At 70.6% G+C, this 11,084-nt stretch carries 9 protein-coding genes and 1 pseudogene; 3 read left to right on the top strand and 7 right to left on the bottom strand.

The window, feature by feature from the left end:
- Positions 1-121: 121 nt before the first annotated feature.
- Positions 122-1,099, top strand: coding sequence for a GNAT family N-acetyltransferase (locus tag ACFXDJ_RS35040; protein WP_384660627.1), 978 nt, complete (start codon positions 122-124; stop codon positions 1,097-1,099).
- Here ACFXDJ_RS35040 and ACFXDJ_RS35035 read toward each other — a convergent pair.
- Positions 1,089-2,015, bottom strand: a complete 927-nt coding sequence (locus ACFXDJ_RS35035) for a helix-turn-helix transcriptional regulator (RefSeq protein ID WP_384660629.1) — start codon at positions 2,013-2,015, stop codon at positions 1,089-1,091. The two genes, ACFXDJ_RS35040 and ACFXDJ_RS35035, sit on opposite strands and share 11 nt — an antisense overlap.
- A gap of 166 nt (positions 2,016-2,181) precedes the next feature.
- On the opposite strand from ACFXDJ_RS35035, the gene ACFXDJ_RS35030 reads away from it, so the two are divergent.
- A complete protein-coding gene (locus ACFXDJ_RS35030; protein WP_384851242.1) occupies positions 2,182-3,252 on the top strand; it encodes an NAD(P)-dependent alcohol dehydrogenase in 1,071 nt (356 codons plus the stop codon).
- A 12-nt stretch (positions 3,253-3,264) separates the two neighbouring features.
- Here ACFXDJ_RS35030 and msrA read toward each other — a convergent pair whose 3' ends face one another.
- The 3 genes from msrA to ACFXDJ_RS35015 all read right to left on the bottom strand — a co-directional run bounded on the left by msrA (position 3,265) and on the right by ACFXDJ_RS35015 (position 6,855).
- Positions 3,265-3,933, bottom strand: coding sequence for a peptide-methionine (S)-S-oxide reductase MsrA (gene msrA, locus ACFXDJ_RS35025; protein ID WP_384660635.1), 669 nt, complete (start codon positions 3,931-3,933; stop codon positions 3,265-3,267).
- A gap of 118 nt (positions 3,934-4,051) precedes the next feature.
- Positions 4,052-5,200, bottom strand: a complete 1,149-nt coding sequence (locus tag ACFXDJ_RS35020) for a hypothetical protein (RefSeq protein ID WP_384660637.1) — start codon at positions 5,198-5,200, stop codon at positions 4,052-4,054.
- The gene (locus ACFXDJ_RS35015; RefSeq protein ID WP_384660640.1) at positions 5,200-6,855 is read right to left on the bottom strand and encodes a M48 family metalloprotease; all 1,656 of its coding nucleotides are present in this window, start codon (positions 6,853-6,855) and stop codon (positions 5,200-5,202) included. The genes ACFXDJ_RS35020 and ACFXDJ_RS35015 overlap by 1 nt, the downstream gene beginning before the upstream one ends.
- A 270-nt stretch (positions 6,856-7,125) precedes the next feature.
- On the opposite strand from ACFXDJ_RS35015, the pseudogene ACFXDJ_RS35010 reads away from it, so the two are divergent.
- Positions 7,126-7,833 (top strand): annotated as a pseudogene (locus tag ACFXDJ_RS35010) (site-specific integrase); the annotation flags it as partial.
- Positions 7,834-8,546: 713 nt separating this feature from the next.
- Here the strand turns inward: ACFXDJ_RS35010 and ACFXDJ_RS35005 are convergent.
- The 3 genes from ACFXDJ_RS35005 to ACFXDJ_RS34995 form a co-directional block, all read right to left on the bottom strand.
- Positions 8,547-8,909 (bottom strand): hypothetical protein, encoded by a 363-nt coding sequence (locus ACFXDJ_RS35005; RefSeq protein ID WP_384660646.1) that lies wholly within the window; start codon positions 8,907-8,909, stop codon positions 8,547-8,549.
- 182 nt (positions 8,910-9,091) lie between these two features.
- Positions 9,092-9,427 carry a hypothetical protein gene (locus ACFXDJ_RS35000; RefSeq protein WP_384660651.1) on the bottom strand — a complete coding sequence of 112 codons (336 nt, stop codon included), beginning with the start codon at positions 9,425-9,427 and terminating at the stop codon, positions 9,092-9,094.
- A gap of 155 nt (positions 9,428-9,582) precedes the next feature.
- The gene (locus ACFXDJ_RS34995) at positions 9,583-10,830 is read right to left on the bottom strand and encodes a helix-turn-helix domain-containing protein (RefSeq protein WP_384660648.1); all 1,248 of its coding nucleotides are present in this window, start codon (positions 10,828-10,830) and stop codon (positions 9,583-9,585) included.
- Positions 10,831-11,084: the final 254 nt, after the last annotated feature.

The raw sequence follows: 11,084 nt of genomic DNA, 5'->3' as shown, positions 1-11,084 counted from the left end.
CCCCGCCCCACCCCCACCTCTTTGGCGTTGGCCCCCTCACCCCGAAACCCCCCCCCCCCCCCCCGCGGCGGGGGGCCCCCCCCCCCCGGGCCCCCCCCCCCCGTCCGGTTATGGTCCGAAGATGACGATGATCACCGAGCTCTCCGCGCCTCCGGCCGACATCGAGGTGGACGACTGGTGGGCGGTCCTGACCGCCGCCCGGACGGCCGACCTGCCGCGGCTGCCGCCACCCTCCCGTGCGGAGGTGGCCGGCCGGCTGCGGGTGCCGCCCGTGCGCGGGCGCTCCGTGCACTGGGCGTCGCAGGAGGGGATCGCCTCCCTGCTCCTCTTCGCGGACGGGAGCAACGAGCACACCGCGCACCTGGACCTGCTGACGGTACGGCCGGACGCGCGCCGGCGGGGCGTGGGCGCGGCCCTGTGGCGGCGGGTCCGGGCGGAGCTGCTCGCGCAGGGCCGGACCTCGGTCTCGGCGGAGGTGGACCTGGGCGGTCCGGGCCAGGCGTTCGCAGAGGCGCTGGGCTTCGAGAACGTGCTCCCGATGGCCTGGTACGTCCAGGACGTACGGGAGGCACGCGCCCGGCTCGGCGCCCGGGCCCCGGCTGCGACCCCCGCCCCGCCCGGCTACGAGCTGCTGTGCTGGCCCGGCCCGGTCCCCGACGCCTGGGCGCGGGCGGCGGCCGTCACCCACGGAGCCATGGAGGACGCCCCGAGCGGGGACCTCGACCAGCGGATCCAGACCTGGACGGCGGAGCGCCTGCACGCCACCCACCGGCTGATCCTGGCCCGCGGCGGCGCGCTGACCACGGTCGCCGCGGTCACCCCGGAGGGCGAGGTGGCGGCGTACACGGAGCTGGTCCTCCCGGACCCGGCCGGCCCGCGCGCCCTCCAGTACGACACGGTGGTCGCCCCCGCCCACCGGGGCCACGGCCTGGGCCGCACGGTCAAACTCCGGATGCTCGCGGAGACCGCCGACCGCCACCCGTCGCTGCGCCACATCGCCACCTCGGTGGCCGACGACAACACCCCGATGCTCGCGGTCAACACCGCCCTCGGCTACGCGCGTGAACGCGCGGTGGGCTACTTCCAGCTCACGCTCTAGCCGTCTCCGGAGGCGGGGCGGGGAACTGGGCGGACGGGGCGGACGGGGCCGACGGGGTCGGGGCGGCCGGGGCGGCCGACCAGGAGGACAGGAGGCGCAGGGCGTCGGCCGAGGGGGAGCCGGGGGGTGCGTGGTAGGTGACCAGGAACATCGCCGGGTCGCCCGGCAGGGCCAGGGTCTCGAACGAGAGGCTGAGCGCCCCCACCAGCGGGTGGCGCAGGCGCTTCACGCCGTGGATCTTGTTGTCCGCCACCGTGTGGGCCGCCCACAGCTGCCGGAACTCCTCGTTCTTCACCGACAGCTCGCCGACCAGCGCCGTCAGCCGTTCGTCGTCGGGGTACTGGCCCGCGTACACGCGCAGGTTGCTCACCACCTCGCACGCCCGGCACTCCCAGTCCGCGTACAGGTCGGCCGTGGCCGGGTCCAGGAACACCAGCCGAACGAGATTGCGCTCCTGCGCCGGCAGCGCGCCGAAGTCGCCGAAGACCGCCGCCGCCAGCCGGTTCCAGCCGATCACGTCCTGCCGCCGCCCGACCAGGTACGCGGGCACCCCGTCCATCGCGTCCAGCAGCGTCCGCAGCTCCGGCCGGACCTGCTGCGCGCGCTGGGACTGGCGGCGCTTGCGGGGCTGCGGGCCGGCGAGGTGGCTCAGGTGCTCGCGCTCGGTGCCGTCCAGGCGCAGCGCCCGGGCGATGGCGTCGAGGACCTCCGCGGACACGTTCTGCCCGTGGCCCTGCTCCATCCGCGTGTAGTACGCCACCGAGACGCCCGCCAGCTGCGCCAGCTCCTCGCGGCGCAGCCCGGGGACCCGGCGGTGGCGCCCGTAGTCGGGTAGGCCCACGTCTTCGGGGCGCAGCCGAGCGCGCCGGGAGCGGAGGAATTCGCCGAGTTCGGCTCGCTGGTCACGCTGGTCCATTGCTCCAGTATTACCGCGCGGACGCGCAGGCCGGACGGTTGTGCCTGACCCCGCCAGTACTAGGTTCGCCAGTCCTAGGCAGGACAGGGGGATGGGCAGACGGCGCGCGGGCGGGCAGGCTGGTGCCACCGAAGATCAGCAGCACCGCGTTACGAGGAGCCCCACCGTGTCCGTCACCGAGTCCGTTACCGAGCCCGTCACCCAGGTCGCCGCCTACGCCGCTCCCGCGCCGAAGGCCCCGCTGGAACGCATCACCGTCCCGCGCCGCCCGGTCGGCGCGCACGACGTGCTCATCGACATCAAGTTCGCCGGCATCTGCCACTCCGACATCCACCAGGTCACCGACGGCTGGGGCGAGGGCATCTACCCCATGGTCCCGGGCCACGAGATCGCCGGTGTGGTCACCCAAGTCGGCGCGGACGTCACCAAGTTCGCGGTCGGCGACCGCGTGGGCGTCGGCTGCTTCGTGGACTCCTGCCGCGAGTGCGAGCAGTGCCTCGCGGGCCAGGAGCAGTTCTGCGCCAAGGGCATGACCGGCACGTACAACTCCCTGGACAAGAACGGCGAGCCCACGTACGGCGGTTACTCCACCCACGTGGTCGTGGACGAGAACTACACCGTCCGCATCCCCGAGGGCCTCGCCCTCGACGTCGCCGCCCCCCTGCTGTGCGCCGGCATCACCCTGTACTCCCCGCTGAAGCACTGGCAGGCCGGCCCCGGCAAGCGGGTCGCGGTCGTCGGCCTCGGCGGCCTCGGCCACATGGGCGTCAAGATCGCCCACGCGCTCGGCGCCGAGGTCACCGTGCTCTCGCAGACCCTGCGCAAGAAGGAGGACGGGCTGAAGCTGGGCGCCGACCACTTCCACGCCACGAACGACGAGGCCACCTTCAAGGAGCTGGCCGGCCGCTTCGACCTGATCGTCTCCACCGTCTCCGCGCCGCTCGCCCTCGACGCCTACCTGGGCCTGCTCAAGGTGGACGGCGCGCTGGTGAACGTCGGAGCCCCGGAGGAGCCGGTCTCGCTCAACCTGTTCTCCGTCATCGGCGGCCGCAAGACCCTGGCCGGCTCGATGATCGGCGGCATCGCCGAGACCCAGGAGATGCTCGACTTCTGCGCCGAGCACGGCCTCGGCGCGGACATCGAGGTCATCCGCGCCGACGAGGTCAACGAGGCCTACGAGCGCGTCCAGTCGGGCGACGTCCGCTACCGCTTCGTCATCGACACCTCGACGATCTGATCCCGGCCGGGCTCACGCGCCGTCGGCCGGAGCCACACCGATCGGGCAGGAGACGCCCGTGCCGCCGATGCCGCAGTAGCCGCCGGGGTTCTTGTCGAGGTACTGCTGGTGGTGGGCTTCGGCCGGCCAGAAGGGGCGCTCCGACGCCGGGAGGACGGCCGTGGTGATCTGGCCGTACCCGGACGAGGTCAGGACCCGCTGGTAGGCCTCGCGGGAGGCCTCGGCGGTGGCCTGGTCGGCGGGGGAGTGGGTGTAGACCGCCGAGCGGTACTGGGTGCCGACGTCGTTGCCCTGGCGGAAGCCCTGGGTGGGGTCGTGGGACTCCCAGAACAGCTTCAGCAGGGCCTCGTAGGAGACCAGCGAGGGGTCGAAGACGACCCGGACGACCTCGGTGTGGCCGGTGCCGCCGGAGCAGACCTCCTCGTAGGTCGGGTTCTCGGTGAAGCCGCCCTGGTAACCGGCCAGGGTGGTCCACACCCCCGGGGTCTGCCAGAACTTGCGCTCGGCCCCCCAGAAACAGCCGAGGCCGAAGTCCGCGACCTGGAGGTGGGCGGGGTAGGGGCCCGCGAGGGGGTTGCCGAGCACGGTGTGGACGGCGGGCAGCCCGAAGAGCGGCTCAGCGCGGCCGGTCAGGGCTTCCTCGCGGGTGGGGAGCTCGGGCGTGCGGCGGTACGAGAACATGGATTCCCTCCTTGTGGTCTACCGGTAACGGGGAACGGCGGGCGGGGATTCCCCCGGCCCGCCGTTCGCCGTTACCGTTCCGCCGTTCCGCCGCCGTTCCGCCGCTGTCCGGCCGGGGTCAGAGCCCCGGGGTGGTCACCCGTACCGCCCAGTTGCGCGCGGTCAGGTAGCGGGTCTTCGGCGACCCGGCGTAGGACCAGGGCATTGCGCCGACGTACCCGTCGATGTGCCGGAACTGCTCCACCGCCTCCGCGTCCCGGTCCTGCCACCACAGCAGCCAGGCGAGGATGTGCCGCAGCCTCATGGCCCGCCGGTCGGCCGGATCGGCCGCGGCCAGGTCCGCCAGTGCGGCGTCCACCGCGGCCACGGCGGCCGGTTCCGTGAAGAAGGCCGACGGCTTGAGGTCCTTCTCCCACGACTCCTGCTCGATGAGCGCGATCAGCGGGAGGAGGGTGAGCAGCTCGCCCGGGCTCGCGCCGGCCGCCGCCTCCTGGGCGAAGGCCATGGCCAGCTCGTGCGAGCCGCGCCACTTCTGCGACCAGTACTGCTGTGCGGTGGCGTGCGCGCCCAGGTTCTTCGGGTCGCGGGAGACGACCTCGGCCCACAACTTGCGGTACTCGTCGTGGGAGTAGCCGAGGCCCTGCGCCATGGGCTGTTCCACCACGTACGGAACCGGGTCGGCCGGGTCGGCCAGCCGCTGGGCCTCGTGCGCCGTCTCGCGCGCCGTGAGCAGCAGCTCGCGGAACAGCCGGAACTGCTCCTGCGTCGTGCGGCTGCCCGCCTGGCTGCCGCGTACGTTCCAGGCCACCATCACGGCGGTGTCGGCGTTGACCAGCGCCGCCGTCGGGTCGGCGGGCCGGCCGGCCCGCCAGGCCAGCAGCCACGCGTCGTCCTCGGCGGCAGCCTCGGACAGGACGCGGACGCGGTGCCAGCGCAGCTCCCACTCCCGGCCGGCCGCCTCGACGTAGTCGGCGCCCGCCTCCCAGTCGCCGGCCCGGACGGCGGCGAGCGCCGCCGTGTCCTCGGGCAGCACGGGCTGCGAGTTCTCGGTGTCGAGGTCCGCCTCGGCGACGTAACCGAGGGCGACGACCGCGGCCGCCTCCCGCGCCTTCTTCTCCGCCTCCTCGGCGGCGGTACGGGCCTTCGCGGACCCCGTGCCCGCCTCGGCGGCGGCGACCCTGCCCTGGAGGGTCTTGGTGCGGGCCTTCATGAACCGGTAGGCGGCCCCGCCCAGCAGGAAGAGGCCGAAGACGATGAGACCCAGCATCAGAGGAGCACCAGCTTTCGCAGGGGGTCGGTGTCGGGGAGGTCCGCGACGGCGGAGTCGAGGGCGGTCTTGAGCCGCTCCTCGAACCCGTCGGCGGGGTAGCGCAGGGTGGCCGAGTCGGTCCAGGACAGCTGCCAGCGGGCGGTCCCGCGGGCCGTGAGCTCGGCGGTGACCAGCTGGTTCAGGGCGCGGCGCAGGACCGGGCGGGCGAACTCGCGGGCCGCGCGGCCCGTCGCGGCGGCGGCTTCCTCGGACTTCGGGAACCGGTCGGTGAGCCGCCAGCGCACGGCCGGGTCGGCGTCGATGGCGTCGAGGAGCGAGGAGAGCGAGGCGGGCGCGGCGCCCGACGGAAGGTCCGCAGCCGCAGCCGCACCGGCAGCCGCACCCGCCCCCGCCAGCTCGGCGGCGACGGCCTCGCGGATCTGCTCCGCGCCCTCGTCGACGTACCGGGTCATGCTCGTGTGGACCAGGTCCTCCCAGTCGAGGCGCTCCATCGCGAAGGCCTCGGGCGTGAGGACCGCCCGCTCCAGTGCGGTGAGCGAGGCCTCGGCGTCGGTGAGCAGCTCCAGCGCGGGGCGGGCCGGCTGGGCGGCGCGGCCGTCGTCGGGCAGGGCCTCGATCCGGGCCACGCGTTCGGCCAGCGCGGGGTGGGAGTCGTACGGGGAGGCCGGCTTCTGCGGCAACTCGGTGCGCAGCTCGTCCAGTTCCTCGGCGCGGGCGTCGAGGAGCCGGCGTACGCCGCCGAAGACCTGCCCGGGGCGGGGCATCAGCCGGGCGTCGACGCCGAGGGTGGCGTACCGGTCCATGTAGAACTCGTGCGCCGGGCCGAGGGCGTTGAACTCGCGCAGCGCGGAGGCGGCGGAGTCCCGGCCGGCGACGCGGACGGAGGCCAGGTCGGCGGCGAGCTCCTGGCGGCGGGCACCGGCGAGGGTGGCGCGCTGGTAGAAGTTCCCGTACCCGGCGTAGATCTTCGCCATCGCGCGGTACATCGCACCGTCGCCGGAGGTGTCGACCGCCTTGGCCTTCTTGCCGGCCGCGATCCGTCGCTGGGCCTTCTTCTCCTGCTTCGCCCGCTCCTTGGCCACCGCGGCGTCGGCCCGGTCGTCGAAGTGCTTCACGGTGCGCAGCAGTTGGACGCGGCCGCGCCGGATCAGCGGGGTGAGGCGGGTGTCGAGGTTGGCGTAGTGGCCCATCTCGTGGGCCAGGACGGCGCGCAACTGCATCTCGTCCAGGCCGGACATCAGCGGCAGCCCGACGAACAGCCGCCGGGTGCCGGGCAGCAGCCCGAGCAGCCGGGCGTCCTCGCCGACGGCGGCGTTCACGTCCGCGATGAGTACGATCTCGTCCGGAGCCCGGGTTCCGACCTGCTCGGCGATCTCCCGGACCGTGCGCCACAGCTCGGGTTCCTGCCGCTCGTCGACGGGGACACCGGGCAGCGGATCGCCCTTGGGCATGCGGAGCATGAACATGCCGCGCACGATCGGCACGGAGAGCACGACGGAAACGATGACCAGCTTGGCCAGCCCCGGCCCCCGCAGCCCGGCGCTCCAGGCGGCGAAGCCGATGCCGGTGAGTGCGGCGATCAGTACGAGCCCGAGCAGATAGAAGCCGGCGAGCAGGACGAGGGCGCGCAAAGCGCGCAGTGAAGCGCCCATATGGACAGATCCCCCCACGGGATGAATATGCAAAGCGATATCGCTTACGCGAACCTTATGTGAGTGGTCGGGGGTGGGGGAGGCGGGGGCGCGGTCGGAGTGGGTCCAGGGCGGTGGATCGCGTCCGGGGGACGAACCCCTGGTCCGGATTGCGGTGCCGCGGAGCGCGGTCAAGCCGCCGCCAAAGGGGGCGGAGTGCAGGACCGGGCTGAGGGCAGGGTGGTGTGAGTGTGCGGTGACGGCCGCCGACCGGTGCGGCAATCCGGTGCCCGTACAAGTACGCCGCGCCCCGCGGCCCGAACCGCTCACGGCCGACGAAGCCCGCCAGTCCCTCGCTGCCGCCCGAAATGCCGCCTGTTCGCGCTGAACAACCTCGCTCTCCACACCGGACTCCGCAAGAGCGAACTGCTCGGCCTCCAGCGGTAAGACCTTGACCTCGTCAACGGCAAAGCCAGCATCCGCCGCACCCTCCAGCGCACCCAGACCGGCGGGCTGACCACGCTGCCCACCAAGACCCGAGCATCCGAACGTCGCATCGCCCTACCCAGCGAGTGCATCCACTCGTTCAAGGAACACCGTGAGGTACAGGAAGCAGAACGAGAGGCGGCAGCGGACGACTGGAGGGACAACGGCCTTGTCTTCAGCACGCCGGCAGGAGGGCCGATCGATCCAGCGAACCTCAATCGCAGCTTCCGCGCCCTCCTCGATCGGGCAGGGCTCCGCCGCATCCGCTTCCACGACCTCAGGCACTCAACCGCCACCCTCCTCTTGGAGCAAGGCGTCGAACTCGTCGTGATCAAAGAACTCCTCGGCCACGCCCACATCGGCGTCACCGCCACCGTGTACGCCCACGTCCGGCTGCGACTCCAGCGAGATGCCATCGATCTTCTCGGCCACACCCTCCGGCACTCCGGCGAGACCAGCAGGCATCCCAACGGCCGCGGCGAACCGTCGCCCTGTGCATCACCCGTCCGCTGACGTTGCCGTCAACTACTGCCGTCAGACATCCCAGCACATGCCAGAGGCCCCACCGGAAATCAACCCGGTGGGGCCCCTCACATTTCTCTGCTGTTCAGTCGGATATTTCCCGAGGAATTCCCTTCAATGCATCCGCCCACAGCTGCTACTGAATCTAGACAACCGAGCGCCCAGGTAGCCTGCTATCCACCAAAACGCGCTCTTGATCATCGCTGAAACTGATAGCAGGAGAGGCTCACCCCAGGGCGCGCTTACAACTGTCCGCTGTAAGGATCAAGCAACACTTCCCGGGAGCTCCCTGAACGCCGAGATTGCATTATTGAGCTCAACTTTAAGAGCTTCGCGATTCGACTCTAGATTTCGGCGAATCTCCTCACTGGGGCCGTCCTGTTCGGCGGACGTCTTGAACCGATCCCATGCTTCGTACGTGCGCCGCGTGTGTCGAGTGAGCACATCCGAAAGCAGTGCCTGCTCCCGGAATCCCAATCCCTTTCCGGGCGGGCGGAGATAGAGCAGAGAGTGCTCTGCGATAAATCTACCTACAAGCACCGAGACCTCGTGTCCCAGGAAGTCACAGGAGAGCATCGCGATGGCAAGGTTGGATGGAGTTGACCTAGCAGGCCCCCGCAGGGAATCCGGAACCTCCCACTGCTCTCGCGGCTCGTCCAGCCACTCCCAACCATCAGGCCGAGACATGGTTTACCTCCCTCTCGTCACCCATATCGCTGAATCAGCCAGGCTTGCGCCTCGTGATTATTCTTTGGAATTCCAGCGATTCCGCCCGCCTCCAACACTTGCGCACAATAAGTCACGCATGCTTGATTCGGCATGTCGTATGCGGGGTAGACCCCGCGCTGCGTCTTAGCCATTGCCGACTCGGCATACGCCATAGCGGCTTGAGGATTAGGCAAGGAAATCCTCAGGTTGATCGTGATGGCCGGCAGTTCAGCGGCAGTGAACTCAGTCACTCCGTTGTCCGGGTTGCCGAGGCTGCCATACTGGTGAGTGCTGAGAACCTCATCGCCATCCCGAACCGTGATCAACGCATGCTGCCTGCCATCCGGGTAATTAGCCAAGTGAACTGTGGCTTCACCACCGCAGTTATGAACCAGGACTGGCGTCGCACCAGCCAGCACATAGTACGTGTGCTGGCAGCCCCTTCCCCAGCTGCTTTTATGCAGGTGGGGAAGGGTTTCGCGGTCCGCCTAAGTCCGCGGTTATGCGCCGGAATCCGTGGCTGTTGCCGTCGCTACTGCCGTCAGGAGCTGGGGTTCTCAGGCGGGGCGGGGATACGTTCGCCGCGTGACTCGGCGACCCGGAGTGCGTCGGCCAGGGCTTCGGTCAGCCGGCAGGCGAGCCACCGGTATTCGACGGCCGACTGCTCCTTGGCTCCGGGTGCCACGACCTGGCGGGCGTACCCCAGGAGTTCCTCTCCCATGTCGAGTTGTACCTCTTCGATGCTGTCAGCGAGCGAGGAGAGGTAGCCCCTGCCATCGGTGCTGAGGTAGCAGGGGTTCCCGTCCTGAGTGGTCCATGGCAGTAAGCGAGGGCCGGTCACGCCTGCTGCCGCGTCGTGGAGATCTCTGCGGCGCATGCGGTCCGCGTCGGTCCTGGATGTGCTCACCGTGCACCCCCACCTGGGTCGCCGAATGGAATACGGCGACCGTAGGAGCCGACTGCCTGTCATTCCATCCATGAGGCATGCCAGTTGGCGACGGAGGGTGTCGGAAGTATTGCGTTGCGTGGCACCTATCCGACGACGGCCAGGTAGGAGGCCATGTCGCGCATCTCGGCGGTGAGGGTGCGCTTGCGCTTCTTCAGGATCTCCTGCATGGTCTCGGCGGCCATCCGCTGATGCCTCAGCCACTCCGGGGATGCACGGCGGACTCCGGTCAGCTCGTCCATCGCTGCGGACAGGTCGTTGGTCCGGGCGTGCGCGCGGGCCACGTCCAGGCGGTGGCGGTTCCAGTTTTCGCCGCTCGGCCGCCCGGCGCTCTTCCACGCCTTGGGTGACATGGCGTCCTCGCCGGATTTGCGAACGACCGCGCGAGCGTCTCCCACGACCATGTCGTCTTCCACGCCCTTCATGCCGACGGTGAGCGGCCCGAAGGTCGTCCAGTGCCGGAAGAACGAGCCGGTGTACTCCCGTCCCACGGCGGATGCCGCCGTGTTCGCGACGCGGTGGTAGTGGCGGGCCTCCTGGGGCCGGTTGTTGCGGCCTGCGGCAGCCGCGGCGCGCAGTGCCAGCCATCCCCATGCCGCGCATTCGTCCGGCGTCGCTCGGGACAGTCTCGGTTCGATCAGGTCGGCGGTCTGGGAGGCGAGCTGTTCGGCTTCGTCCAGCCGGCCCTGGCGCAGGAGTAGCCAGCACATCCCGATCACGCCGGATGCCCCGGTGAGTGTCTCCCCGGCCTGGCGTGCGTCGGTGATCGCGCCGGCCAGGGCGGTGTAGGCGAGGTCGTACTGCCGTACCTGCGTCAGGTATCGCCCGGCCAGCTGCAATGCCTCGGCGCGGGCCAGGAGTGCCTGGCTGTGCTCCTCGCCGCTGTCGAAGTGGGCGACCGCGCTGTTCGCGTCCCGCAAGAGCGCGGGCAGTTGGGATGCGACGCTCTTGTAGCTGTCGGAGTGGTAGAGCACCGCACCGTCGTGGACCGTGCGGCGGAAGCGGCGCAGGTTCGGCTCCTCCTCGGCGTTCTCGCCGTCCGAGTCTGTGAGTCCCACTGGTGGGGTGAGGGCTGCGCGGAGTTGGATCAGGTTGACGCGGTTCGGGTCCTCCGAACGGCCCACGGGCTCTGGGGCGTCCGGCGCCAAGAGTGTTGCTGTGGTTACGCTCAGCGCGCGGGCGAGGGCGTGAAGGGTTTCCATGCGGACCGTTCCGCCCTGCTCGACCTTGCGCACTGTGCCCGGCGAGACGCCTGCGGCGTGGGCCAGTTCTTCCTGGCTCATCCCGGCCCGACGCCGGTACTTACGGACGTTGTCCGCCAGTTCCGTAGTCATGCTGACCACCTCCAGCGCCACGGTACGCCGGTCCGACGAGTCAACCGAGGGCTATCCGGGAGATACCCGCCCGGAGCGGTGACCCACCACCACGCTTGGTGCCGAGCAGGTGGCCAGCACCAGGCAGGGCCGAGGCGCCAGCAGAATTGGGGCCTGAGCGGGAGGGGTCCCTCGTCGGTCGGGCAGCTTCGCCGTACCAGGGTTCTCCGGGGGCCGCCAAGGCTCACACCGTGACGCTAGCGCCTGGCCTTGGC

This window comes from Streptomyces sp. NPDC059443 (assembly GCF_042750105.1).
GTDB lineage: Bacteria > Actinomycetota > Actinomycetes > Streptomycetales > Streptomycetaceae > Streptomyces.
This window is presented reverse-complemented; position numbering and strand designations above follow the sequence as displayed.